Below are 25,842 nucleotides of genomic sequence, written 5' to 3'. Positions count from 1 at the left end.
CTCGGATTCCCTCAGGCGACCATGCCGCGTTTCATGAATTCGACCGCCAGCAGCACGACCAGCACGAAGGCGAGACTGGCGACGCCGCCGGCAAACCACTTGAGCTGACGCCAGTATTGGGCCCGCGCACGGCGGGTGAGTGTCAGCGTGACCGAGCCGACCACCTGCATGCCCGTCGCGCGCTCAAGCTGCCCCGTCGTTGCATAGGTCGAGCGCAGCTGGCCCAAGGCAAAGGCGCTGCCGCCGCCCGCTGCGACACCCACGACAAGCACGAGGAACAGCAGCATCGGCCGGTCCGGCGCCGAAGGCTTGCGCGGCGTCGTTGGTGGATCGATCACTTCGAACTTCACCGCGTTGCGTTCGGTCTCGACCTGCCCGCGCAGGCGCAACTGCTCGCGGTCGCGCAGCAGTTTGTCGTACTGCTCCTTGAGCACGTCGTAGTCGCGGTTGATGCGGGCGGCCTCGGCGGCAAGGCCGGGTTCACTGAACTGGCGGCCCGTCAGCTGGGCGAGTTCCTGCGTGAGCGAGCCACGGCGCGATTGCAGCGCGACGATGCTCGCCTCGCGATCCGCCTTGATCGACTGGAGCGAGGAGTAGGCCGGGTTGGGCATACCTCCGGGGCCGCTGTCACCTGCCGCCGCACGCTGAAGCGCGGCGACCTGCGCTTTCAGGGCGATCACGTCGGGGTGGCTGTCGGTCAGCCCGCGCGCGCGCATGGAGCTGAGGTCGGCCTGGGCCTGTGCCAGCGAGCCGCGCGCGCCGCCGCTTGCGCCGGGCATCACGATCGTCGGCGGCGTGCCCGAAAGCTGCCCGCGGATCGAAGCGAGTGCGCTTTGCGCTGCGAGCAGATCGGACTCGACCCCGCGCAACTCGGCGCGGGCGCCCTCGATCTTGCTGGAAAGCGAGCCATTGCCCGGCATCATCTCGGCGTTCTTCGCCTCGAAGGCCTGGCGCTTCTGTTCTGCTGCCTCAAGATCCTTCTGCCGGTCGGCCAGCTGCTGGTCCATGAAAGCCAGCGTGTCGCTCATCTCGCCGCGCCCGCCGGCAAGGTTCTCCTCGCGGAAGATGTCGATCATCTTCTGCACGATGTCCTGCGCCAGCTTGGCGTTCTGGACATCGGAATAGGCCTTGCTGCCCGAATAGGCGGTGATCTCGAACAGGTTGTCCTGCTGGCTCACCACCTTGATGTTCTTGCCCAGCCCTGCGACCGCGGCTTCCATCTGCTTGTCGGACGTCACCTTGTCGCCCAGCCGCGTGGCGCGTACGACCTTGGAGAGATTGACCGAGCTGGTCAGCGTCTGGCGCACCCGCTCGATATCGCGCTTGCGGTCGCCGCCGATGCCGATCTGGTCCGAAAGCACATCGTCGATCTGGACGAAGATGCGCGCCTTCGATTCGTAGGTATTGGGCACTGTCGCCACGACCAGCCAGCCGAGCAGGCAGACCAGCCACGCGACGCCCAGCGCCAGCCAGCGCCGGTGCCAGATGCCGTAAAGCGCGATGCGCACTTCTTCGTAGATGCTCGTCATGCGGCCAGCATCCTCAGAACGTGCTTTCGGGAATGATGATCACATCCCCCGGCATGAGCATCACGTTGGCGCGCGTATCGCCCTTGCGCAGCAGATCGCCAATCTTCACGCCGTATTCCTTCTGCGTGCCGGTCTGCTTGTCGAAGCGCACCAGCCGCGCCTTGTTGCCCGCGGCGTATTCTGAAAGGCCGCCCACCGCGATCATCGCGTCGAGCAGCGTCATGTTGGCGCGATAGGGGATCGAGGCCGGCTTGCTGGTCGCGCCGACGATGCGCACCTGCTGGCTGAACGTGCCGGAGAACTTGTTGACGATGACCGAGACGATCGGCTCCTGGATGTACTGCGAAAGCTGGAGCTTGATGTCCTCGGCCAGCATCGACGGGGTCTTGCCCACGGCCGGCATGTCGGTGATCAGCGGCGTAGTGATGCGCCCGTCCGGCCGCACCTGCACCGAAGCGCCCAGTTCGGGATTGCGCCACACGAAGATGGTCAGATCATCAAGCGGGCCAATTACGTATTCCTCGCCCGGGCCTTCCTGCAACGCCACGAACGACGCGGGCGGCAATTGCGCACCGCCGCCCCCACCTGCACAGCCGCCGAGCAACAGGCTCAGCGTGGCCGCAACGGTCATCGACCGGGCCAGCAAGCAGGTAATACGCGTATTCTTGGGCATTGACCGTCCTTTGCGCGCACTGGGCTGGCTGTCCTGCTCGTCCCGCAGCGGGACCACAGGGACCTCCCATGACTTCCGAGCTATCGCCAAAAAGGGTGAAGATACCGTTAGTACTGATGCGCCTGACCGCACCCGCACAAGCGCATTTCCGCCAAAGTCCCGTAACGGGACGGCGCCCCGGCTAAAGGTTAATACCTACGAATCAGGGCCTTGCGTTAACAAGCAGTTCAGCCGCCGGGCCGTGCCCGAGGAAATGCATCGGGCTTGCGCTCGCGCCATAGGCACCGGCGCAAAACACCGCGACAAGATCGCCCTCTTCGGCGCGCGGAAAGCCGCCCTTGTCCGCCAAGCGGTCAAGCGGAGTGCACAGGCAGCCCACGATGCTGGCCTCTTCCTCCACCGGCGCGCCGAACCGGGTGGCAATCGCGCTCGGGTAGTTGCGCCGCACCACTGTCCCGAAATTGCCGCTCGCCGCCAACTGGTGATGCAACCCGCCATCCGTGACGAGGAAGACCTCGCCGTGGCTTTCCTTGCGATCGATGATACGGGTCAGATAAACGCCAGCCTCGCCAACGAGATAGCGCCCCAGCTCGATACAGAACGCGGTATCTGCCAACACGTCCGGCACGGAGGCGAACTGCGCGCCGAGCGTATCGCCGACTGCACTCAGATCAAGCGGGGCATCGCCCGGGAAGTAGGGAATGCCAAACCCGCCGCCAAGGTTGCACGCCGGCAGAACCGCCCCGCTTTCCTCTGCCAGCCGCGCGGCCAGTGCGAGCGTTGCCGCCTGCATTTCGGCAATCGCGGCAGCATCGAGCGTCTGGCTCCCGGCATAGATGTGCAGGCCCCGCCACTCGGCACCAGAAGACATGATCCGCCGCACCAGCGCGGGCACCAAGGCCGCATCGACACCAAAGGGCTTGGCCCCGCCGCCCATCTTCATACCCGATCCCTTGAGATCGAAGTCCGGATTGACCCGGATCGCCAGCCTTGGCGCACGCCCCAGCCGCTCGCCGATCGCCAGCGCCCGCTCCGCCTCGCGCGCGGATTCGAGGTTAAGCGTCACCCCGCGCGCAATCGCCGCCGCGACGTCCGCATCGCGCTTGCCCGGCCCCGCAAAGCTGATCCGCTCCGTCGGCACGCCCGCCGCCTCGGCCATGAGCAGTTCGCCGCCCGAAGCAATGTCGAAACCATCGACCAGTCCCGCCATATGCCGCAGCACCGGCGCATAGGGATTGGCCTTCATCGCATAGTGCAGCCCCAGCCGGTCCGGAAGCGCCGCACGCAAGGCTGCAACCCGCGCCGTGATCAGCGCCGCATCATAGACGAACAGCGGCGATCCCGCCTCGGCCACCAGTTCGGACGCCTTGCGCCCGCCGATGGCAAGCTCGCCATCGATCGCGGCAAATCCGGGAGGAATGGGGCCAAGCGGCTTCATGCTTCAGGCCTTTGGCACGTCGGCCGATAATTCCTGGTAAAGACCGGTCCGGTCGAGCTTGCCATTTGGGCTGAGCGGCATTTCCTCGCGCCAGTGGATCACGCGCGGCACCATGAAGCCGGGAAGTTCGCGCGCGAGCGCGGCAAGCAGCGCCGCCTCAGCCTGAGCGACATCACCCTTGGCCCGCGCCACAAGGTGGATCGCCTGCCCAAGCGCCGGATCGGGAATCCCAAGTGCCACAGCTTCCGCCACCAGCCCGGTCGCAATCGCGGCATCTTCCACTTCCTGCGGGCTCACCCGATTGCCGCTGGTCTTGATCATCGCATCGCGCCGCCCGGCAAAGTGCAGCAACCCCGCCGCGTCGCGTCGCACCCGGTCGCCGGACCACACCGCCAGCCCGCCCATCCGCGAGAACCCCGGCGCCGGCCTGAACCGCTCCGCCGTCCGCTCCGCATCGCGCCAATAGCCTTGCGCCACCAGCGGCCCGGCATGGACCAGTTCACCCTCCTCGTCCGGCCCGGCCTCACACCCGTCATCGGCCAAGACCATCACTTCGGCGAACGGGATCGCCCCGCCGATCGAAGTGGGATGCGCATCAACCAGCGCCGGATCGAGATAGGTCGAGCGAAACGCCTCGGTCAGCCCGTACATGGGAAACAGGCGGCCTTGCGGAAACCGCGAACGCAGCGCCCGCACCAACGGCTCGGTCAGCGCGCCCCCGCTGTTGGTCAGCCGCCTGAGCTTCGCCGCCACCGCCTCGGGCCAATCAAGCTCCGTCAATTGCAGCCACAAGGGCGGCACCGCGGCAATCGTGGTGACGTCATGGCGCTCCACCGCCTTCATCACATCCCGCGGCATCAGATAATCGAGCGGCACCACCGCGCCGCCCGCATACCAGGTCGAAAGCAGCTGGTTCTGCCCGTAATCGAACGCCAGCGGGAGCACTGCCAGCACGCGGTCGTCCCCACCCACGCCCAGGTAATGCGCCACGCTCACCGCACCGAGCCACAAGTTGGCGTGACTCAGCATCACGCCCTTGGGCCGCCCGGTCGAGCCGCTGGTATAGAGGATCGCGGCCAGATCATTCGGGGCGGCCTCAGATGGTGCCAGTGGTGCGAATCCTTCTGCCGCTGCCCATGCCGCGCCTTCCTCCAGCGCCTCCGCTTCGGCAAGATCGCTTGGCTCCAGCGTCGCGAGCCGCCCCGCATTCGAAATCAGCAGCCGCGCGCCGCTGTCGGCCAGAATATGCGCCACCTGCCCGCGCTTGAGCAGCGGGTTCACCGGCACATGCACCAGCCCCGCCCGCACCGCAGCCAAGGGCATCAGGCAGGCAAGCTCGCTCTTGGGTAGCCAGGTTGCCACGCGTGCCCCCCGCTCCGGCACTTCCGCCACAAGCCATGCGGCGAGTTGTCCTAAACGCCGATTTAACGCCTCATAGCTAAGCGTATGCGTCTTGAAGACCAGCGCGGGCGCGTCAGGCTGCCCCCTCAGCGCGAGGTGATCAAGCGGGTATACGGTCGGATCGGGCGCTGCAGGCAAGCGGCTCTCTCGGGCAAGATGGCAGGATCTGGGGCAGGAACGAAGACTTGGGTGTTAAGGTCTATCACGCTGATTTGCGGGAAGCGCAAGCCGACCCGGCGCTCGCCGCGCTGCTTGGCCGCACGCCTGCAAGCGCGCCGTTCGACCGGCTGGACTGGCTCGTGCTCCTTGCCGAGCATTGCCTTCCCGGCACCGCCTGCAAGCTCGCCATTGCCCGCGATGGCGATACGCTGGCCGTCCTCCCGTTTCGGACAAGCCCCGGCGGCGCTGCGCCACTGGGCACATGGTACAGCTTCTTCGTCCGCCCGCTCACCAACGATTCCGCCCGCGCGCCCGAACTCTTCGAAGCGCTGGCCCGCAGCCTCGCCCCCATCGGCGCGGTGCAACTCGCGCCGATGCCCGAGGCCGAAGCCACAGCGCTTGCCAGGGCCTTCCGCGCCGCCGGCTGGATCGGCGTCGCCGAAGCGTGCGATACCAATCATATCCTTGAGCTAAAGGGCCGCAGCTTTGCCGCATACTGGGCGGCCCGCCCCGGCCAACTGCGCGAAACTGTCCGCCGCAAGACCGCGCGCGGCAAAGTCTCGCTGCGCATCGAGACCGTCTTCAGCGCGGCCGACTGGGCTGCCTACGAAGCGATCTACGCCAAGAGCTGGAAGCCCGAAGAAGGCAATCCCGCCTTCCTGCGCACCTTCGCGCAGGCCGAAAGCGCCGCAGGCGCGCTGCGCATGGGGATTGCAGAAATAGATGGCGAAGCGGTCGCCGCCCAGTTCTGGACGGTCGAGGGCGGCACAGCGTGGATCCACAAGCTAGCGCACAATGAAGCCTACCGCGCTCACTCCCCCGGCACGCTGCTCACCGCCGCACTGTTCCGCCATGTGATCGATGAAGACCACGTCCACACCGTCGATTTCGGCACCGGAAATGATCCCTACAAACGCGACTGGATGGAAGCGCAGCGCCCACGCTTCGCGCTCCGCTTCTATCGCCCAGCCGCCGTGGGCCACTGGCCCGCGCTCGCTCGCCTCGCCGCCCGTGCCGTCAAACGCCGGATGCTGCGTCCGCCCCCAAATCCTGCGCTTGTTTCGCCGCAGGCCGCTGGCTAAAGCGCGCGCCATTCCTTTCATCACAAGGCCTTACCCGTGACGTTGACCGATCAGACCGACACCGACTTGCGCAGCCTGCTGAACGATGTGCTCGGCCTTGGCGCCGCGCGCGCTGCGGCAATGACGGCGGACAGCGGCCTCTTCGGCGCGCTTCCCGAACTCGATTCCATGGCCGTCGCCGGGCTCCTCACCGAAATCGAGGACCGCTTCGACATCGTGATCGACGATGACGAGGTCGATGGCGACATGCTCGGCACTTACGGTGATCTCCTCACCTTCATCACCCGCAAACGCGGCGAGGCCTGAGCAAAAGCCCATGCCGGCAACCTGGCCTTGCCCTGGTCCCTCCGGCATTGCCGATGAATATGCGGTGGTCTTCGACCGCGCGCGCCCGGTCCGCCTGTTGATCGTGCCCCCGCTGTTCGAGGAGATGAACCGCACCCGGCGCATGCTGATCGAAACGCAGCGCCAGTTGGACGGCCTCGGCATCGATTCGATGCTCCCCGATCTCCCCGGCTGCAACGAAAGCGCGCAGGCCTTCTCGGCACAAAGCCTCGGCAGCTGGCGCGATGCGATGGCCGCTGCGGCCCGGCACTTTGCCGCCACCCATGTCCTCGCGCTGCGCGGCGGCGCGCTGGTGTTTCCGACCAGCCTCCCCGGCTGGGTGCTCGAACCGCAGAAGGGCGGCGCGATCCTGCGCCAGCTCCTGCGCGCGCGCGTGCTGTCCGCCAAGGAAGCGGGCGCTGAGGAAAACAGCGCCGACCTGCTCGAACAAGGCCGCAACCACGGCCTTGAACTCGTGGGTTACCGCCTCTCTGCCGCGCTCGTTGCCGGACTCGATGCCGCCGTGCCGCAAGACGAAGGCCAGCGCGTGATCCGCCAGTCCGACCTCGGCGGCAGCCCCCTCTGGCTGCGCAACGAACCGGGCGAAGACCCGGCCCAGTCCGCCGCCCTCGCCCGCCTGATTGCCGCCGAGGCAAGTGCCTGATGCGCCGCCACCTGACCTTCGCCTGCGGCTCCGCCACCCTCGTCGGCACGCTCGATATCGAGGCAGCGACTGGCACCACCGGCGTGCTGCTCGTCACCGGCGGGCGCGAGATCCGCTCCGGCAGCTGGGGCGGACAGGCCCGGATCGCCGCCCGCCTCGCCGCCGCTGGCGTGCCCGTTTTCCGCTACGATCGCCGCGGCGTCGGCGAAAGCGGCGGCACCGACCCTGGCTTCCAGCACACCCACGAAGACATCGCCGCCGCCCTCGGCGCCTTCCGCGCCGCCGTGCCCACGTTGCGCCGCGTGATCGCCTTCGGCAACTGCGACGCCGCCGCCGCGCTGATGCTCCACGCGGCTGATATCGGGCTCGACGGCCTCGTCCTCGCCAATCCGTGGACGCTGGAAACGGATGAGGCAGACACTGCCCCGCCCGCAGCCTTGCGCCAGCGCTATCTCGCCAAGCTTTCCAATCCGCGCGAAGTCCTGCGCCTGCTTACCGGCGGGGTAAACCTTGCCAAGCTCGCGCGGGGCCTTCGCCAAGCAGCTTCAGCTCCGGTCAAATCCTCGTTGGTTGAAACCATGGCCGGGAGCCTGGCGCGATTCGGCGGACCCGTGACGATCCTCCTCGCCACCGGCGACCGCACCGCGCAGATGTTCGAAGCCGAGTGGCCCGCGGGCGATCCGCGCATCCAGCGCCACAGCAGCAGCGGCCACAGCTTCGCCGGTGAGGAGGCGCAGGGATGGCTTTTTGAAAGGCTAATGGAAGCGCTGCGCTAGAACCCGTCTAACCCATCGTCATTGCAGGGCTACTCCGCCGCCACCGCCTGCGCTGCGGCAAAGGCATGCTCGGCCAGAAACCGCTCGGCATCGAGCGCCGCCATGCACCCCGTGCCCGCCGCCGTCACCGCCTGCCGATAGGTGTGGTCCATGACGTCACCGCAGGCAAACACACCCGGAATGGCCGTCTTGGGCGTGCCGGGCTGCACCACGATATAGCCGCTCTCGTCGAGCTCCAGCTTGCCCTTGAACAGCTCGGTCGCCGGCGCATGGCCGATCGCCACAAAGGCGCCATCGGTCGCCAAGGAAGAGGCCTCCCCCGTCACCGTATCAACCAGTTCCACCGCTTGGAGCACGCCGCCCGCAGCGCCGGTAAAGCGCGTAACGGCCTTGTTCCACAGCACCTTGATGCGCGGATTGCTCATCAGCCGGTCCTGCAGGATCTTCTCGGCGCGCAAGCTGTCACGGCGGTGGATCAGCGTCACTTCGGGCGAATGGTTGGTGAGGTACAGCGCTTCCTCGACCGCGGTGTTGCCGCCGCCGATCACCACCACCTTCTTGCCGCGATAGAAGAACCCGTCGCACGTCGCGCAGGCCGAAACGCCCTTGCCGCCGAACTCCTGCTCGCCTTCCACGCCCAGCCAGCGCGCCTGCGCGCCCGTCGCGATCACCAGCACCTCGCCTTCATAGACATCGCCGCTGTCCCCGTGCGCGCGGAACGGCGGGCCTTCGAGGCTCACTTCGGTGATCGTGTCCCACAGCATCCGCGTGCCGACATGCTCGGCCTGCGCCTGCATTTCCTGCATCAGCCATGGGCCCTGGATCACATCACGAAAGCCGGGATAGTTCTCGACGTCGGTCGTGATCGTCAGCTGCCCGCCGGGCTGCAGGCCCTGCACCACGATCGGCTCCATCCCTGCGCGCGCACCATAGATGGCGGCGGAAAGCCCGGCCGGGCCGGAACCGATGATCAGCATGCGGGTTTTGTGCGTGGTAGCCATGAAATCCTCCAGTGGGAGCGGGAAATAAGACGCACCCGCGCGGAATACGAGTCCCGCTTTGGGGCTATTCCCCGAATTAGCTGTGGCTGGCCTCAAACACCGACCAGCCCGTCCTCGCCGCCAGCCGCTCGAGCGCCAGTGCGCCAAGCTGCGAGTTCCCCTTGGCATTGAGACCGGGGGACCACACCGCGATGCTCGCCGTGCCCGGCACCACCGCGAGAATGCCCCCGCCCACGCCGGATTTGCCCGGCAGGCCGACACGGAAGGCAAATTCGCCCGAATTGTCATAATGCCCGCACAGCATCATCAGCGCGTTGATCCGCCGCGCGCGCTGGGGCGTCACGATGCAGCGCCCCGTCGCCGGATCGCGCCCGTCATGCGCCAGAAAGCGGCCCGCCATCGCCAGTTGGCGACAGCTCATCGCCAGCGCGCACTGGTGGAAATATACACCGAGCGCCTGCTCCACCGGGTGCTGCAGATTGGCGAACACGCGCATGTAGTTGGCCAGCGCCATGTTGCGATAGCCCGTCGCCAGTTCCGCCGCGGCGACCTTGGCGTCGATGGTGATCGTCTCGTCGCCAGCCAGCGTGCGGACAAAGCGCAGCACGCCTGCAATCGCCTCTGCCGGCGTGCCGCCAGCCAGCAGCACATCGGCCACCACGATCGCGCCTGCATTGATGAACGGGTTGCGCGGAATGCCTTGCTCGGTTTCCAGTTGCACGATCGAGTTGAACGCGCTGCCGGATGGCTCGCGCCCCACGCGGCTCCATAGCGCATCGCCGATCATGCCCAGCGCCAGGGTGAGCGAAAAGACCTTGGAGACCGACTGGATCGAGAACGGCTCCTCGGCGTTGCCGCCCAGATGAAGCGAGCCATCGGCCATGACCACGGCGATTCCGAACCGGTCGCGCGAAACGCAGGCCAGCGGCGGAATATAGTCCGCCACCCGCCCACGCTCGGTCGCGCCGCGCATCTCAGCCGTGATCTCGGCGACAATCGCACCAATGTCAGTCAACAGCTTAGCCGCCCTACTTCAGATGCTGCTTGAACCAGTCGACGATCCGCTCCAGCCGGTCGCGCTGGAAGCTGGGCCGCGCGATCCCGTGGTTTTCGTCCGGATAGCCTACCAGCCGGGTCGGCACGCCAGTGATCTTGAGCGCCTGATAGAGCTGCTGACCACCGATCAGCGGCACGTTGTCATCGGCAATCCCGCCCATGAACAGCGTCGGCGTCTTGATCCGGTCGGCATGAAAAAGCGGTTCGGACAGGCGCGTCCACAATTCGGGCTCCTTCCACGGCGTGCCCAGTTCCTGCGTGTACTGCTGGACATACTGATCCACCCCGAACAGCGCGAAGATATTGCCCTCGCCCGCCCCACTGAACGCCGCCTTGAGCCGGTTGTCGCGCACGATCAGGAAGTCGGTCAGGATGCCGCCGTAGCTCCAGCCGCCCGCGCCCAGCCGCGCCGGATCGGCAAAGCCCTGCGCCACTGCCCAATCGAGCGAGGCGTGGAGATCGGCCACATCCTTCTGGCCCCAATCTGCCGCAATCGCCGCCGAATAGGCATCGCCCCGGCCCGAAGAGCCGCGATAGTTGGGCATCAGCACCGCATAGCCCTGCGCGGCCAGCAGGTCGGCGATCATGGTGTAACCGTCGACCGCGTGGATATCCTGCGCATTCGGCCCGCCATGGATCCACAGCAGGGTCGGCACCTTGGCCCCGGAAGCCACGCCCGCCGGGCGCAGCATCAGCCCGTGGACTTCGTTGCCGTCCTTGGCCGTCGCCGCATAGTCCTCCACCTTGCCCCAGGCGACCCGGTCCGCCACCGCCTTGTTGTGCGATGTCAGCACCTTGAGCCCGCCTTTGGCATCAAGCACATAGAGTTCGGCCGGCTTGCCGTCCCCGCTCGCCACCACGGCCCGCGCCGCCCCGGGCACAGCCGAACCGCACTGCGCCAGCACGGAAAGCGTTCCGTCATTCAGCCGCCGCAGCGCTCCCTTGGCATCGACCACCGCAGGTACTTCATGCCGGTCCTCGGCGAGCACAGCGCCGATCTGCCCGCCACCAAGGTCTACCGGCGCGCTCACGAATATCCCGGCCGTCGCAGGCAAAATCCGCGTCGACCCGCTGGCGACCACGGTTTCCGCCAGATGCGGCTGGCCATACTGGTCCACCTTGCCGCCCGGCCCCACCAGATGGGTGATCTTCGTGCCATCGGCCGACCACAGCAGCGTCTGCCCCGGCGCACCGTTCAACTTCGCCACCACCTTCGGCGCTGCACCGGCCCGCGCTTCGATTACCGTCAGCCATTGCGCCCCAAGGCCGGACAAATCCGTCGTGTGATCAGCGATATAGGCGATGAACTTGCCATCGGGTGACCACTCGGCCGTCCCCGCGTCGAACGAATCCGAAGCGGTCAGCCGCGTCTCGGTCCGCGCCGCCACATCGAACAGCGCAAGGTGCGTGTGCGTCTCCGCCGTAATGAAGCCGACGCCATCCTGCTTGATCTTCACATCATCGACCACCACCGGGAGCGGCCGCTCCGGATCGTCCTTCGGCGGCTCGGCCGCGGGATCACTGATCGCCAGCAGCAGTGTTTTCGAATCGGGTGACCAGCGGAATCCGGCGATTTCGCCCTTCACGTCGGTCAGCTTGGTCGCCTCGCCTCCCCGCCGGTCGAGCAGCCAGATCTGCGCCAGCTTGTCCTTTCCGCGCTTGGACAGGAACGCGATGGACTTGCCGTCCGGGCTGAACGAAGGCGCGCTCGCGCTGTCCTCGCCGCTCGTCAGTTGCAGCGGTGCGCCGCCAGCCAGATCGGCCAGCCACAGCGCGCTGCGGCGCTTGTCGGCCTTGAGATCGGCCTCGCCCACAACATAGACCGCTTGCTTGCCATCGTGCGCGCAATCAAGCCCGGAGAGCGAACGCAGCGCCAGAATATCGTCAATCGTAACCGGGTGGCGGGCAGTAGCCGCACCTCCCTCCGCCATCGCCGGCAACGCCCCCGCCAGCGCACAAGCCGCCATTCCCCAGCCAAGACCCTTGCGCCACGCCGTCGCCGCCATTGATTTTCCCCCAAAAAACCGGACAAGCGTCAAGACTAACCACACCATCGCGGGGCAGGCAATCAACACCTTATTCCGATGACATTGCGGCCAGCCCGGCTAGGATGTTGCGATGGCAGGAAATCTCGAATTCAATACCTCGATGAGCGATGTGCTCGTCGTGCTCGGCGCGGCAGGGATCGTCATCCCCGCATTCGCTCGTGCGCGCATCACGCCGGTGATCGGCTTCATCCTTGTTGGCGTGCTCGTCGGCCCGTTCGGGCTGGGTCGCCTCGTCGGCCAGTTCCCCGCGCTCTATTACGTCACGATCACCCGGCCCGAAGCGATTGCCCCCTTTGCCGAACTGGGCGTGATCCTGCTGCTGTTCGAAATCGGACTCGAACTCTCGTTCGGCCGCCTATGGGCCATGCGTGCGCAAGTCTTCGGCCTCGGCGCAACAAAGCTTCTGCTCTGCGCCGCGCTCCTCACGCTGGTACTCATCGGGATGCGCCACGATATCTCCGCCGCCGCCGGGCTCGGCATCGCGCTCGCGCTCTCCTCCACCGCACTCGTCCTGCCCATTGCCGGCACGCAGGGCCCGGTCGGACGCCGCGCGCTCGCCATGCTGCTGCTCGAGGATATCGCCCTCGTCCCGATCATCTTCGTCCTCGGCGCGTTCGGGCCGGGCGGCGAGAGCGGCGCCGCACTCTTTGCCACGCTCTGGCGCGGGGCCATCATCATCGCGGTGATGCTCACCCTCGGCCGCTTCCTCTTGCCCCGCCTGTTCGCCAGCGCCGCACGCACCAAAAGCCCTGAGCTCTTCCTTGCCTTCAGCCTTCTCGTGGTGATCGCCGCTGCGCTCGCCACGGCCGGCGCGGGCCTTTCGCCGATCATGGGCGCGCTGCTCGCCGGTCTGCTCATCGCCGAAACCGACTACTCGCGTGAAGTCGAGGCGCTCACCGCCCCGTTCAAGGGCCTCGCGCTCGGCGTGTTCCTGATCACCGTGGGCATGAGCATCGACGTGGGCGAGATCTGGCGCCAACTCGGCCAGATCGCGCTCGGCGTCGCGGCGGTGCTCGCGGCCAAGGCGATCGTTACCGCGCTGCTGTTGCGCGTTGGCGGCGCGAGCCGGGGTGTCGCCGCCGAAGTCGCCCTGCTCCTCGCTTCCCCGTCCGAAACCACCCTGATCGTGCTGACCGCCGCCGCAGCCGCAGGGCTGGTCAGTCACGAGAATGCCCAGTTCTGGCAGATCGTCACCGCACTCGGCCTGACCCTCACGCCGCTGCTGGCCATGCTGGGCCGCCGCATCGCCAGCGCGGTGGACCGCCCGGGCGATGCCCCCGCCGCTGCAGCCCCCAGTGACGCGACCGGCCAGGCGCTCGTCTTCGGTTATGGCCGTGTCGGGCGCCTCGTCGGCGCGATGCTGGCCCGACACGATGTCCCCTGGCTCGCGCTGGATGCCGATCCCGCGCTGGTCACCCAGGCCCGCGGCGCAGGCGAACCGGTGATCTACGGCAATGTCGCCAACGCCGCGCTACTCGAAAAGCTCCACCTCGAGTCCGCGCGCGCGGTTATCGTCACCATGGACGAGCCGGTTCTCGTCAGCCGCACCGTCCGCCGTCTCCGCGCCGCGCACCCCGACCTTCCGATCATCGTGCGCGCCCGCGATGCCGATCACGCCGCCGAACTCTATCGCGCCGGTGCCAGCGATGCCGTCCCCGAAACGCTCGAAAGCTCGCTGCAGCTTTCCGAGGCCGTGCTCGTCGACATGGGTGTTGCGATGGGTCCCGTGATCGCCTCGATCCACGAGATGCGCGACGAACTGCGCGAAACGATCATGCGCGATGGCGGGCTCGACCATAAGCCGCGCCTCAAGGCAGCCGGGCTGCGGGACCGTTAGCCCGCGATGACAGCCTTCGCCGCAGCAATCGCCTCGGCGGCCTTGGCACCATCCGGGCCGCCGCCCTGCGCCATGTCGGGCCGCCCGCCGCCGCCCTTGCCGCCGAGTGCCTCGACACCGGCGCGCACGAGATCCACCGCGCTGACCTTGCCGACAAGGTCCTCGGTCACCGCCGCAGCGATGCTGGCCTTGCCATCGTTAACCGCGACGATCACCGCCACGCCCGAGCCCATGCGCGTCTTCGCCTGATCGAGAAGGCCGCGCAGTTCCTTGGGCTCCATGCCCTCGAGCACCTGGCCCGAGAACGTGACGCCGCCGACCTGCTCGTCCGCCGGGGCAGCCGCCGTGCCGCCGCCCGAAGCGCCGGCCAGCGCCAGCGCCTTCCTGGCCTCGGCCAATTCGCGTTCCAGCTTGCGCCGCTCATCGACCAGCGCCGCCACGCGCGCCTCGACTTCATCGGGCGAGGACCGCAGCAGGCCCGCCGTGCGCCGCAGTGCTTCCTCGCGGCCGACCAGATAGCTGCGCGCGCCTGCGCCCGTCAGCGCCTCGATACGCCGCACGCCCGAAGAAACCGCGCTTTCGCTCACCACGCGCAGCAGGCCAATATCACCCAGCGCGCGCACATGGGTGCCGCCGCAGAGTTCGACCGAATAAGGCTGCGCACCCGTGCCCATGCTGAGCACGCGCACTTCATCGCCATACTTCTCGCCAAACAGCGCCATCGCGCCCGCCGCAATCGCGTCTTCCGGGCTCATCAGCCGAGTCGTCACCGGCGCGTTGGCAAGGATTTCCGCGTTCACTTCATCTTCGACGGCCGCGATATCCTCCGCCGTCAGCGCCGCCGGATGCGAGAAGTCAAAGCGCAACCGCTCGGCCGAAACCATCGAGCCCTTCTGTGTCACATGGGCGCCAAGCCGGCGGCGCAGCGCCTCGTGAAGCAGGTGCGTGGCCGAATGGTTTGCGCGGGTCGCATCACGCCGCATCGCGTCGATGGCAAGCTGCACCGCATCGCCCACCTTGATCGAACCAGCCTCGACCATGCCCTGATGCGCATGCAGGCGCCCCAGCGGCTTGGACGTATCGTTCACTGCAATGCGCAGGCCTTCATTGGTGCTGATCGTGCCGGCATCACCCATCTGGCCGCCGCTTTCGGCATAGAACGGCGTCTGGTTGGTGATGACGGTGATGGTTTCGCCCGCCTCCGCCTCGGCAACTTCCTTGCCGTCCTTCACCAGAGCAACGACCACACCTTCGCCGATGTTGGCGGTATAGCCGGTGAACTCGGTCGCGCCTTCACGCTCGGCAATGTCGAACCACACTTCGCTGTCGGCGGTCTGCCCGCTGCCCTTCCAGGCCGCGCGGGCCGCCGCCTTCTGCTGCGCCATGGCCGCCTCGAACCCGGCGCGGTCCACGCTCACCCCGCGCGCGCGCAGCGCGTCTTCGGTCAGGTCATAGGGGAAGCCGAAGGTGTCATAGAGCTTGAACGCGGTCGCGCCGGGCAGGCTGTCGCCCTCGCCCAGATCGCCTGCTTCCTCGTCGAGCAGCTTGAGCCCGTTCGCCAGCGTGCGGCGGAACTGCACTTCCTCGCGCAGCAGCGTCTCTTCCACCAGCGGCTGCGCACGGCCAAGCTCGGGGAACGCCTGGCCCATCTCGGTCACCAGCGAACCCACCAGACGGTGCATGAGCGGTTCCTTCGCACCCAGCAGATGCGCATGGCGCATGGCGCGGCGCATGATCCGGCGCAGCACATAGCCGCGGCCCTCGTTGCTCGGCAGCACCCCGTCTGCCAGCAGGAAGCTCGATGAACGGAGGTGGTCCGCAATCACGCGGTGGCTCGCGCGGCTGGCGCCCTCGGCCTTGGTGCCCGTCAGGCTTTCCGAAGCCGCGATGAGCGCGCGGAACGTGTCGGTGTCGTAGTTGTCGTGCTCGCCCTGCATCACCGCGGCAATGCGCTCGATGCCCATGCCGGTGTCGATGCTCGGGCTCGGCAGGTTCGAGCGGGTGCCATCGGCGGCCTGCTCGAACTGCATGAACACGAGATTCCAGATCTCGATGAAGCGGTCGCCGTCCTCATCCGGCGAACCCGGAGGGCCGCCGAAGATGTGATCGCCGTGATCGTAGAAGATTTCCGAGCACGGCCCGCACGGCCCCGTATCGCCCATCGACCAGAAATTATCCGACGTCGGGATGCGGATGATGCGGTCGTCCGAAAGCCCCGCGATCTTCTTCCACAGGTCGAACGCTTCGTCATCGGTGTGGTAGACCGTGACGAGCAGCTTGTCCTTGGGCAGGCCCCACTCGCGCGTCAGCAGGGTCCAGGCGTGGGTGATCGCCTGATCCTTGAAGTAGTCGCCGAACGAGAAATTGCCCAGCATCTCGAAGAACGTGTGGTGCCGTGCGGTGTAGCCCACATTGTCGAGATCGTTGTGCTTGCCGCCGGCGCGCACGCACTTCTGCGAAGACGTCGCCCGCTTGGTCGCTCGCGTCTCGAGCCCGGTGAAGACGTTCTTGAACGGGACCATGCCCGCATTGGTAAACATCAGCGTCGGATCGTTATACGGTACGAGCGGTGCGGAAGGCACGATCTCGTGCCCGGCGGAGCCGAAGTAGTCGAGGAAGGACCGGCGGATTTCGTTCGTCGAAGTCATGACAAGCCGATTAGGCGAGCGCTCGGCGCGGAACAAGCACGTTTCAGCTAATGCCGTGCGCTTGTCCCCATGTCGCAGGCCTTCACTGGTTGTCGGCTGTCGCCGTAACCAGCCAGGCCGCCGCCGGAAAACACACCCGCCCGCCGACATGGCGCGACTGGACAAGCTCCAGCAGCGCCCGTTCGAAGGCCGCGCGCTGCTGATCGGGCAAGGTGCGGATCGCGGCCGCAGCGGGGCCGATCCGGCTGAAGAACGAGAGCGCGTCCGCGACCGGGTTGGTGCCCGATCCCGCGACATAAGCAAAATCAAGCGGCTCGAACCGGATGTCGCGCCAGCCCTTGAGGCAGCGCCGCGCGTGATCGGGATCGGCAAAGGCAAAGGGACCGGGCGGAAAATCGACCGCAGGCGCAGGCTTTGCAGGCGGCAGCAACCGCGCGATCTCCAGCGCCCAGGGGTTCTCTGCGGCAGGGCGGAAGCAGGAAAACACCATGCGCGCACCCGGCGCGGCCCTGGCCGACATATGGGCGAAGGCCGCGGGCGGATCGGTGAAGAACATCACCCCGTGGCGCGAGATATAGAGTTCGGGTGCCGCACCGTCCGCCAGCCAGACCGAAGCGTCCGCCACGGTGAATACGAGGTTGGCCAGCCCCGCAGCGCGTTGCCGCGCGGCCTCGATCAGTTCACTGGAGATGTCTACCCCGGTAACCTGCGCATCGGCGCGCGCTGTTGCAACCGCGATCGAAAGCTCGCCCGCGCCGCAGCCCACATCGATCACCCGCTTGCCGGGTTCGGCCGCAATGGCCGCCAGAAGATAGGGCGTGAGCGCGGCAAAGCTGCGGTCGGTCCGCTCCCACTCCGCCGCCCAATTCTGGCCGACCCGGCCCTGCCACTCTTGCGCACCCGTCATGCCATGCAGGCTATGCGCCGGTGCGCCACCCGGCAAGCGTTAAAGCGGCAATCCGGGTCAGGTCGCGAAATAGGGGCCGCCCTTGGCGCGCGCCGCCTGCCAGGCCGGGCGCGCATGGATCGCCGCGACGAAGGCAGCAAGCTTCGGATAGGCCTCACCCATGCCCTGCATGACAACGACTTCGGCGGGGAAGCTGAGCATCACGTCCGCACCGGTCCAGTCATCACCGATGAAATGGCCGGAGGGCCGCAGGATCTGCTCAAGGTAGCCGAAATGTGCCGCAAGCTGCTCGTCGATGCGCGGCCGCAGCGGCGCCCCTGCTTCGCCGAGCCGCGAAACATAGAGGTTGAGGAGGATCGGCGTCATGGCCGAGCCCTCGGCGAAGTGCATCAGTTCGTTATGCCGCAGCGCGTCGTCAGTACCGGGCGTGGGCTGCCATTTGCCTTCGCCGTAGGTGTCGCACAGGTACTGCACGATTGCGCCTGATTCCTCGATCACCCGGCCATCGACCTCAAGCAGCGGCGACTTGCCGAGCGGGTGCACGGCCTTCAATTCCGCAGGAGCAAGATTGGTCTCCGCATCACGCTGATAGACCTTGAGTTCATAGGGAACACCCAGTTCCTCCAGCATCCAGAGAATGCGCTGCGAACGGCTGTTGTTGAGGTGGTGGAGGATGATCGACATAAGGCTTCCTTTCCGAGGGTTCCGGCCGGTGCCGGTGGTTGCGCCGACGCTAGGTGTTTTCGCCGAGGCGCGAAAGTGTCTGGTGAGCGTAAGGCTGACCTGGCTTGAAGCAAGGCGCGCTTGGGCTGGAAGGAAGCCGCGCTTGGGCTGGAAGGACGCCGCGCTTGGCATCCGTGGCAAGGCCTTCCCTCACCCAAACAAAAACCGGCGCGTTCCTTCCCGGGAACGCGCCGGTCTTTGGACTGGCGGCGGGGTGCGGGGGAATGGGGGTGCCCCCCGCCGCCTGAAGGATCAGATGTCGTCGTCCGCGTCCGGACCCACCATCAGCCCTTCGGCGACCTTGTCGGTCTGGCCGCGGATCGCGGCTTCCAACTTGTCGCAAAGCTCCTTGTGTTCGCGCAGATACGTCTTGGCGTTCTCGCGGCCCTGCCCGATGCGGATCGAATCGTAGCTGAACCATGCGCCCGACTTCTCGACGATCCCGGCCTTGACGCCGAGATCGAGAATCTCGCCAATCTTCGAAATGCCCTCGCCGTACATGATGTCGAACTCGACCTGCTTGAACGGCGGGGCGACCTTGTTCTTGACGACCTTCACGCGAGTGGCATTGCCGACGATATCGTCGCGGTCCTTGATCTGGCCGGTGCGGCGGATGTCGAGGCGGACCGAGGCGTAGAACTTGAGCGCGTTGCCGCCCGTCGTCGTCTCCGGATTGCCGTACATCACGCCGATCTTCATGCGCAGCTGGTTGATGAAGATCACCATGCAGCGCGAGCGGCTGATCGAGCCGGTCAACTTGCGCAGGCTCTGCGACATGAGGCGCGCCTGGAGGCCGACGTGGCTGTCACCCATCTCGCCTTCGATTTCGGCGCGGGGCACCAGCGCGGCGACCGAATCGACCACCAGCACATCGATCGCGTTCGAACGCACCAGCGTATCGACGATCTCCAGCGCCTGTTCGCCCGTATCGGGCTGCGAGACGATCAGTTCGTCGATGTTGACGCCCAGCTTCCTGGCGTAGACCGGATCAAGCGCGTGCTCGGCATCGACGAAAGCCGCAGTGCCGCCGCCCTTCTGTGCCTCAGCGATCACGTGGAGCGCCAGCGTCGTCTTGCCCGAGCTTTCCGGCCCATAGACCTCGATCACGCGGCCACGCGGCAGCCCGCCAACGCCGAGTGCGATGTCGAGCCCGAGCGAACCGGTCGAGATCGCCTCGACCTGCATGGTCTGTTTCGAGCCCAGCCGCATGGCCGAGCCCTTGCCGAATGCCTTGTCGATCTGTGCGAGCGCTGCATCGAGCGCTTTCTGACGATCCATGTCCTTGTCTTTGCCTTCCTGGATAAGCTTCAACTGCGCCGCCATGGCTTGCTTCCCCTTGCTAGAGATGGCTGACATGAACCGTCAACACCAGCCTTGTACCCAGTTTGTTCTAATGGAACAAGGGGGGAACGAAATTCCGCGCAAGATTGGCGGTAACTGCCCGCACATTGCGGATATTCCTAAGGAATTTCCACTTTTGAGCGCAGTTCCAACCCGACTCTAGGGCAGATCCTGCAGAAACGGTGCAAAAATTTATTGGGGATCGCCGATTCGGACGGACCCGATCCCGTTCGGTACCGCGCGAAAGCATTAGCTGGCGCGTGCAGGCGGCTCCTACTTGCCAGGCCGGCCACCCGATTGACAGGCCGCAGACCGGCATTAAGTTCTGCTGCATTGCACAACTGGCGGTGGAGCCGCCTGGCGGGGGAAGATTCAATGAAGTGCTTGCTATCCTTCGCACTTGCCGCATCCAGCCATGCGCTCGCCGCTCCAGCTGCTGCTGAGGACGCCGCCCATGCCGTCCGCGCCATTCCGATCAACGATCACCTGACCGCGTTCTACCAGGGGCGGCCGGACGAAGCCTCGGTCCCGCCCGGCCCACGCCAGTGGCCCGATCTCGGCGCGATCTTCGTCGGTGTCGCGACTTACGCGGTCCATGATGGCGACACCGCGCTGGTCTACGATACCTTCACCGATCCCGCTTCAGCGAGGTGGGTGCGCGATTGGCTGACCAAGGCCGGGGTGCGCCGCTTTATCCTCGCCACCAGCCACTGGCACCTCGATCACATCGGCGGCAACACAGTCTATGCCGACAGCATGCGCTTCGCGACCGAAGCGACCCGGGTGAAACTGACCGAAAAGCGCGCCGCGATCGAGTCCGGCACCGAGGAAGGCCCCCCGGCGATCCGCCCGCTGATCCTGCCCAACATCGGGATCGCGCCAGGCAGCGTGGTGACGCTGGTGATCGGCAGTGTGCGGGCCGAACTCCACCCCGTCGCGATCCACTCCGCCGATGGTCTCGTGATCGAACTGCCGGACGATAAGCTGCTCCTTGCCGGTGATACGCTGGAAGACACCGCCACCTTCATCGCCGAACCACAATCGATCCCGCAGCAATACAAGGCGCTGGGCGCAATGCGCGGCTGGGGCTTCACGAAGATCCTGCCCAACCACGGCAATCCGGCGGTGATCGCCGCGGGCGGCTATGGCCTCGGCCTGATCGATGCGACGCGCGCCTATATCCGCACACTGGTCGAGCATTCGCATGACGCCGATTTCCAGAAGCAGCCGCTCGTCAGCTTCGTCGGCGATGCAATCAAGCGCGGCGATGTCAGCCTGTGGTGGCCCTATCGCGATGCCCACGCCAACAATCTCGCGGTGGTGGCGAAAGCGTGGAAGGACCAGCCGATCCCGACGTTCGACGCGGCGCCCTGATCCGCCTCAGCGCGCCTTCAACACATCTTCCACCGCCGTGCAGATCTGCGCCACGCTGAACGGCTTAGCGAGGAAATACATGTTGGGAATGTCGATCTCGCGCCGCAGTTGCTCCTCGGCATAGCCCGACATGAACAACACCGGCAGTTCGGGCCGCAACGCCCGAATTTCGCGCGCCATGGCGGGGCCGTCCATGCTCGGCATCACCACGTCCGAGAGAACGAGATCGAATTCCTCGCCCGCCGCGATCATGCGGCCCAGCGCTTCGAGGCCGTCCTCGCCGTCGCTGGCTGTCGTCACTTCATAACCCTGCCGCACCAGCGCGCGTTCGGCCACGGCGCGCACGGTGTCCTCGTCCTCGACCAGCAGCACGCGCCCGCCGCCCGACCATTGCTTGCGCGGTGCCGGCAGCCTGGCCGCCGTGGCGGCTGCCGCCGCTTCGGCCACATCTGCCGCATCGGGCACGTGGACAGGCAGATAGATCGAGAAGCGCGTCCCCCTGCCCACTTCGCTATCGGCAAAGATGAAGCCGCCCGATTGCTTGACGATACCGTAGACTGTCGAAAGGCCGAGCCCGGTGCCCTTGCCCTTCTCCTTGGTGGTGAAGAACGGCTCGAAGATCTTGCCGATCTGCGCGGGAGGAATACCGTGACCGGTGTCCTCCACGATCAGCGCGGTATAGTCGCCGATGGGGAGGATTTCGCTCTTCATCGCGCGCACGTCGGCGGCGGTCACCTTCTTCGTCTTGAGCCGCAGCACACCGCCGCCCTTGGTTGCCGGAATGCCGCCTGGCGCGCCGTTGCCGGTCATGGCATCTCGCGCATTGACCGCGAGGTTGAGGAGCACCTGCTCAAGCTGCACCGGGTCCGCGCGGACGAGGCCGAGGCCCCGATCGTGCGTGACCTCGAGAAGTATCTTTTCGCCCAACAGACGCTTGAGCAGCGTGGAGACTTCCGCGACCACATCCGGCAGTTGCAGCACCTCGGGGCGCAGCGTCTGCTGGCGCGAGAAGGCTAGCAATTGGCGCGTGAGGCTTGCCGCGCGGTTGGAATTGGCGCGGATCTGCTGGATATCGTCATAGTCGCTGTCGCCCGGCGTATGGCGCATCAGCATGAGATCGCAGTAGCCGATGATCGCGGTCAGCACGTTGTTGAAATCATGCGCGACGCCGCCCGCCAGCTGGCCCACCGCCTGCATCTTGGTCGCCTGCGCGATCTCGCGTTTGAGGCGGGTCTCTTCGGATGAATCCTTGAGGCTGAGGATCACCGCGCCCTCACCCAGCCCGCGCACCCCGGCAAGGCTGAGCGATACCGGATCCTCCGGCGCACTGCGCAGCCGCACCGCAACATCGCCCGCACCGCCGGACCCTTGCGCAAAGCGGCGCACCGCATCGGCCAGTGCTCCCTTGTCCTCGCGGATCACGAGGTCCGAGGGATAGGGCGGCGGGCCGCTCTCGTCATGCCCGGCCGCGCGCAGGAAGGCCTTGTTGGCAAACAGGAACCGCCCGTCGCGGTCAGTCATCGCAAGGCCAAGCGGCAGCCGCGCGAGCAGTGCCTCGATCTGCGGGATGCCGGTGCGAGTGTCGCCCACACCGCCCTGGTTGTCGATGAGGAGGAACAGCGAAGCTGTCTGCGCCGGATCGGCCGCCATCGCGCTCGCGGCCACGGCCTCGGGGTCGGCGATCGGCACGTGAAGCATGCGCACCGAAGCGCCGCGATTGCCTTCGCGCGCATAGAAGATGCGTTCCTGCTCGTCAGCGCTGAAATAGCCGACGAAATCGGTGCCCGCGACATCCGCCTCGGCCTCGCCCGTCGCGCGCAGCGCGAAGAGGGCGTTGGCTGCGTGAATCTGCCCGTCCGGCGCCACGGCGGCGATCTGAATGCCCTCGCGCGCGAGCGCCTTGCCCACCTTGCCGCGCACGTGGCCGATCACATCCTGCAGCGGATCGCGGCGCACCACGGGAGCAAAACGCCAGATCAGGAAGTCCTGCCCGCGTCCCGCCCGCTCGATCTCCAGCCGCCATTCGCGCCCGCTGGCGGTGACCGGTTCCAGCATGGACCGGCCGTCGCGCCAAGCGGCACGCGCGGCGTTTTCCAGCGCTTCGTTCTGCGCGCCTTCCAGCCCGAGCCGCGGCGGCGCCGCGCCGATGCCGAAGCATTCGGCAAAGCGCGCGTTGGCGCAGGTCAGCCGTCCGGCGCGGTCGATGATCGCGGTCGCTTCCTCGCCGCGCTCGATCGCAGCGTGGGTTACGGACCAATCGGGCGGCGCAAAGTCGCTCACCTCCGCCGCTTCGCGCGGGCGGGTCGCAAAGCTCAGCGCGATCGCAAGGCAGCCCACACCGAGCGCGTAGGCCAGCGCCGCCACCGCCTGCCCCGATGCCAGCCACAGCAGAAGCGCGCTGGCCAGGACCGCGAACGCCACCGTCACTCGCTCGCGCCAGCGCGATGGGCCGGAACTGGCGGAGTCTGCGGTCAGGGTCGTCACGCTCATGCCCGGGGGGCTCCGGCAAGCCCGCGATTCAGCCGCATGCGCCGCCGCCGCGCGGTCCACCAGCGCCAGATCACGATCGATGCGCCGTAGCCGATCACGGCAGAAACCACCGCGATGGACAGGAGCCCCAGCAAAAGCGCCGGTGCGGCGGAGGAAACCAGCCACGCGGCCCACTCACCCAGGCCTGCGCCCCGATCGATCAGCGACTGAAAGGTCGCCAGATCGGCATCGAGGCCCAGAAAGCTGCCCAGCCACAACGCGCCAAGCAGGATCATCGGCGTCGTTGCCGGGTTCGAGAGCAACGTCGCCCCGGCCGCGAGCGGTACATTGCCACGAAACGGCACGCACATCAGCGCTGCGCCGACAATCTGCACGCCCGGTATCATCGCGAAAATGCCGACGAATAGCCCCACCGCAATCCCGCGCGGCACCGAACGGCGGTTGTAGCGCCACAGTTCGGGCCGGGCCGCCAGCGGGCGGACGAAGCGGCTTTGCACGAGCGTTTCGCGCGTCGGGATCAATCGCCGCGCAAAGCCGGAAAACCCGCCCTTCATCCTGCCGCGATCATCCCCATGCGAAGGCGCCATCAGCCATGTTCGCGCATGATGCGCGCCTTGTCACGCTGCCAGTCGCGGTCCTTGATCGTTGCGCGCTTGTCCGCGTTGTTCTTGCCCTTGGCGAGCGCGAGTTCGACCTTGGCGCGGCCTCTCCCGTTGAAATAGACCGAAAGCGGCACCAGCGTCATGCCCTTGCGCTCCACCGCGCCGGTAAAGCGGGCGATCTCGCGCTCTTTCAGCAGCAGCTTGCGCGGCCGCTTGGGCTCGTGGTTGTAGCGGTTGCCGTGGCTGAATTCGGGCACGTTGGAGTTGACCAGCCAGACCTCGCCGTCCTTCACCTCGGCATAGCTCTCCGCGATCGAGCCTTCGCCGAAGCGTAGCGATTTCACCTCGGTGCCAGTCAGCGCGATGCCCGCCTCGTAGACGTCCTCGATGAAGTACTCGAAGCGCGCGCGGCGGTTTTCGGCGACGATCTTCTTCTTGTCGAAGGCGGGCGGAGTGGGACGGACCATGGTCATGGCCATGTAGGCCCCTCATGGCTGAAAGAAAAGGGAGCGTGCGCCGATCAGCCCTTGCCAAGCGCTCGCTGCGGTGCACAACAGATTTGGGGGCAGGAAAGACGCAACATGCGCGCAATCTTGGCGCGGCAAGGATCAAGCGGCATGGCCGGCAAGAAGACCCCTCCTCCAACAGCGACCACAAGCGAAGCGAACGTGCTCGTGCTCCAGGGCGGCGGCGCGCTAGGTGCGTACCAGGCCGGCGTATTCGAGGCGCTGGCAGCAGCCGGCCACGAACCGGCGTGGGTTGCGGGAATCTCCATCGGCGCGGTCAATGCCGCGCTCATCGCCGGTAATCCGCCCGAACGCCGGCTGGAGGCCCTGCGCACGTTCTGGGACCGCGCCTCCTCGCGCGTGCCCTTCCCCTCGCCCTTTGCCGATGGCTGGGGCCGCCGCCTGTTCAACGAAGCCGCAGCCGGCGTGATCGCGATGACCGGCATTCCCGGCTTCTTCGAGCCGCGCACGACGCCGCCGTGGCTCGCCCTGCCCGGCTCGCCAGAGGCCACCAGCCTTTATGATACCGCCCCCTTGCGCAAAACCTTGCTCGAGCTCGTTGATTTCGATCTGCTCAACACTGGCCCGATGCGCTTCAGCGTGGGCGCGGTGAACGTGCTTTCGGGCAACTTCACCTATTTCGACAACCGCGAGCGACTGATCGGACCGGAGCATATCATGGCGAGCGGCGCGCTGCCGCCGGGCTTTCCCGCCGTGATGATCGATGGCGAGCCTTATTGGGACGGCGGCATCGTTTCCAACACCCCGCTGCAATATGTGCTCGATACCCGCGGCAGCGGCGCACCGCTGCTCGTCTTCCAGGTCGATCTGTTCAGCGCGCGGGGCATGATGCCGCGCTCGCTGGGAGAGGCAGTCCAGCGCGAGAAGGACATCCGCTTTTCCAGCCGCACCCGGCTCGGCACCGATCTGCAGGTCCGGCTTGAGGCGATGGCCGCCGCAGCCTCGCGCCTCGCCGCGCGCTTACCGGATGAACTCCAGGGCGACCCTGATCTGGCCGCGCTGCTCAGCCAGGCCTGCGATGATCCGGTGACGATCCTGCACCTCATCAACCGCACCGAGGACTACGAATCGCAGGGCAAGGACTATGAATTCTCACGCGCGACGGTGACCGACCACTGGAATGCCGGCCGCCGCGATGCCAGCCGCTCGTTCGCCAGTCCGCGCTGGAAGAACCGGAACTTACCCGAACGCGGGATCGTTACCCTCGATCTCACTTGAACCTGCCAAACCGGAGCCAACCTT

General features: G+C 66.6%; 21 protein-coding genes. 7 read left to right on the top strand and 14 right to left on the bottom strand.

Translation table 11 applies throughout. The features are described from left to right. Positions 1-11: 11 nt before the first annotated feature. The 4 genes from ACODS2_RS10605 to ACODS2_RS10590 form a co-directional block, all read right to left on the bottom strand. On the bottom strand, positions 12-1,529 hold the full coding sequence (locus tag ACODS2_RS10605) for an XrtA system polysaccharide chain length determinant (RefSeq protein ID WP_298165525.1): 1,518 nt from the start codon (positions 1,527-1,529) through the stop codon (positions 12-14). A 13-nt stretch (positions 1,530-1,542) separates the two neighbouring features. Beyond that, positions 1,543-2,160, bottom strand: coding sequence for an XrtA/PEP-CTERM system exopolysaccharide export protein (locus tag ACODS2_RS10600; RefSeq protein WP_488998774.1), 618 nt, complete (start codon positions 2,158-2,160; stop codon positions 1,543-1,545). Between the two features lie 244 nt (positions 2,161-2,404). Beyond that, a complete protein-coding gene (locus ACODS2_RS10595; protein WP_488998773.1) occupies positions 2,405-3,640 on the bottom strand; it encodes a pyridoxal-dependent decarboxylase, exosortase A system-associated in 1,236 nt (411 codons plus the stop codon). 3 nt (positions 3,641-3,643) lie between these two features. Next, the gene (locus ACODS2_RS10590; RefSeq protein ID WP_488998772.1) at positions 3,644-5,179 is read right to left on the bottom strand and encodes an acyl-CoA ligase (AMP-forming), exosortase A system-associated; all 1,536 of its coding nucleotides are present in this window, start codon (positions 5,177-5,179) and stop codon (positions 3,644-3,646) included. A gap of 47 nt (positions 5,180-5,226) precedes the next feature. Between ACODS2_RS10590 and ACODS2_RS10585 the strand changes: the two genes are divergently transcribed. From ACODS2_RS10585 to ACODS2_RS10570, 4 genes are all read left to right on the top strand, one after another. Beyond that, the gene (locus tag ACODS2_RS10585) at positions 5,227-6,282 is read left to right on the top strand and encodes a GNAT family N-acetyltransferase (protein ID WP_488998771.1); all 1,056 of its coding nucleotides are present in this window, start codon (positions 5,227-5,229) and stop codon (positions 6,280-6,282) included. Between the two features lie 42 nt (positions 6,283-6,324). After that, complete coding sequence (locus tag ACODS2_RS10580) at positions 6,325-6,588, top strand: phosphopantetheine-binding protein (RefSeq protein WP_488999032.1); 264 nt, start codon at positions 6,325-6,327, stop codon at positions 6,586-6,588. A gap of 64 nt (positions 6,589-6,652) precedes the next feature. Beyond that, on the top strand, positions 6,653-7,270 hold the full coding sequence (locus ACODS2_RS10575) for an alpha/beta hydrolase family protein (protein WP_488998770.1): 618 nt from the start codon (positions 6,653-6,655) through the stop codon (positions 7,268-7,270). Next, positions 7,270-8,046, top strand: a complete 777-nt coding sequence (locus tag ACODS2_RS10570; protein WP_488998769.1) for a hydrolase 1, exosortase A system-associated — start codon at positions 7,270-7,272, stop codon at positions 8,044-8,046. Before ACODS2_RS10575 ends, ACODS2_RS10570 begins: the two co-directional genes overlap by 1 nt. Positions 8,047-8,075: 29 nt before the next feature. Here the strand turns inward: ACODS2_RS10570 and trxB are convergent, their stop codons facing one another. The 3 genes from trxB to ACODS2_RS10555 form a co-directional block, all read right to left on the bottom strand. Beyond that, on the bottom strand, positions 8,076-9,047 hold the full coding sequence (trxB, locus tag ACODS2_RS10565; RefSeq protein ID WP_488998768.1) for a thioredoxin-disulfide reductase: 972 nt from the start codon (positions 9,045-9,047) through the stop codon (positions 8,076-8,078). A 76-nt stretch (positions 9,048-9,123) separates the two neighbouring features. Further along, positions 9,124-10,065, bottom strand: a complete 942-nt coding sequence (locus ACODS2_RS10560; protein WP_488999031.1) for a glutaminase — start codon at positions 10,063-10,065, stop codon at positions 9,124-9,126. Between the two features lie 10 nt (positions 10,066-10,075). Beyond that, a complete protein-coding gene (locus ACODS2_RS10555) occupies positions 10,076-12,109 on the bottom strand; it encodes a S9 family peptidase (RefSeq protein WP_488998767.1) in 2,034 nt (677 codons plus the stop codon). A gap of 112 nt (positions 12,110-12,221) precedes the next feature. On the opposite strand from ACODS2_RS10555, the gene ACODS2_RS10550 reads away from it, so the two are divergent. After that, on the top strand, positions 12,222-13,988 hold the full coding sequence (locus ACODS2_RS10550) for a cation:proton antiporter domain-containing protein (protein WP_488998766.1): 1,767 nt from the start codon (positions 12,222-12,224) through the stop codon (positions 13,986-13,988). Here the strand turns inward: ACODS2_RS10550 and alaS are convergent. The 4 genes from alaS to recA form a co-directional block, all read right to left on the bottom strand. After that, complete coding sequence (gene alaS / locus ACODS2_RS10545; protein WP_488998765.1) at positions 13,985-16,636, bottom strand: alanine--tRNA ligase; 2,652 nt, start codon at positions 16,634-16,636, stop codon at positions 13,985-13,987. The two genes, ACODS2_RS10550 and alaS, sit on opposite strands and share 4 nt — an antisense overlap. An 82-nt stretch (positions 16,637-16,718) precedes the next feature. Next, a complete protein-coding gene (locus ACODS2_RS10540; RefSeq protein ID WP_488998764.1) occupies positions 16,719-17,543 on the bottom strand; it encodes a class I SAM-dependent methyltransferase in 825 nt (274 codons plus the stop codon). Positions 17,544-17,600: 57 nt separating this feature from the next. Beyond that, positions 17,601-18,227 (bottom strand): glutathione S-transferase family protein, encoded by a 627-nt coding sequence (locus ACODS2_RS10535; RefSeq protein ID WP_488998763.1) that lies wholly within the window; start codon positions 18,225-18,227, stop codon positions 17,601-17,603. 291 nt (positions 18,228-18,518) lie between these two features. Continuing rightward, positions 18,519-19,589, bottom strand: a complete 1,071-nt coding sequence (recA, locus tag ACODS2_RS10530; RefSeq protein WP_421838957.1) for a recombinase RecA — start codon at positions 19,587-19,589, stop codon at positions 18,519-18,521. A 393-nt stretch (positions 19,590-19,982) separates the two neighbouring features. Between recA and ACODS2_RS10525 the strand changes: the two genes are divergently transcribed. Then, a complete protein-coding gene (locus ACODS2_RS10525) occupies positions 19,983-20,981 on the top strand; it encodes an MBL fold metallo-hydrolase (RefSeq protein WP_488998762.1) in 999 nt (332 codons plus the stop codon). A gap of 6 nt (positions 20,982-20,987) precedes the next feature. Here ACODS2_RS10525 and ACODS2_RS10520 read toward each other — a convergent pair whose 3' ends face one another. Genes ACODS2_RS10520 through smpB form a run of 3 tightly spaced genes read right to left on the bottom strand, consistent with a single transcriptional unit; the run spans position 20,988 to position 24,540 of the window. Beyond that, positions 20,988-23,471: a hybrid sensor histidine kinase/response regulator gene (locus tag ACODS2_RS10520; RefSeq protein WP_488998761.1), complete on the bottom strand. Its 2,484-nt coding sequence runs from the start codon at positions 23,469-23,471 to the stop codon at positions 20,988-20,990. Further along, entirely contained in the window at positions 23,468-24,025 is a 558-nt protein-coding gene (locus ACODS2_RS10515; RefSeq protein WP_298168027.1) for a DUF2062 domain-containing protein, read from the bottom strand. Before ACODS2_RS10515 ends, ACODS2_RS10520 begins: the two co-directional genes overlap by 4 nt. Positions 24,026-24,057: 32 nt before the next feature. Next, positions 24,058-24,540 (bottom strand): SsrA-binding protein SmpB, encoded by a 483-nt coding sequence (gene smpB, locus ACODS2_RS10510; protein WP_067909775.1) that lies wholly within the window; start codon positions 24,538-24,540, stop codon positions 24,058-24,060. 150 nt (positions 24,541-24,690) lie between these two features. On the opposite strand from smpB, the gene ACODS2_RS10505 reads away from it, so the two are divergent. Beyond that, positions 24,691-25,818 (top strand): patatin-like phospholipase family protein, encoded by a 1,128-nt coding sequence (locus ACODS2_RS10505; RefSeq protein ID WP_488998760.1) that lies wholly within the window; start codon positions 24,691-24,693, stop codon positions 25,816-25,818. Positions 25,819-25,842 lie beyond the last annotated feature (24 nt).

Source organism: Novosphingobium sp. FG137, assembly GCF_057809735.1.
This window is presented reverse-complemented; position numbering and strand designations above follow the sequence as displayed.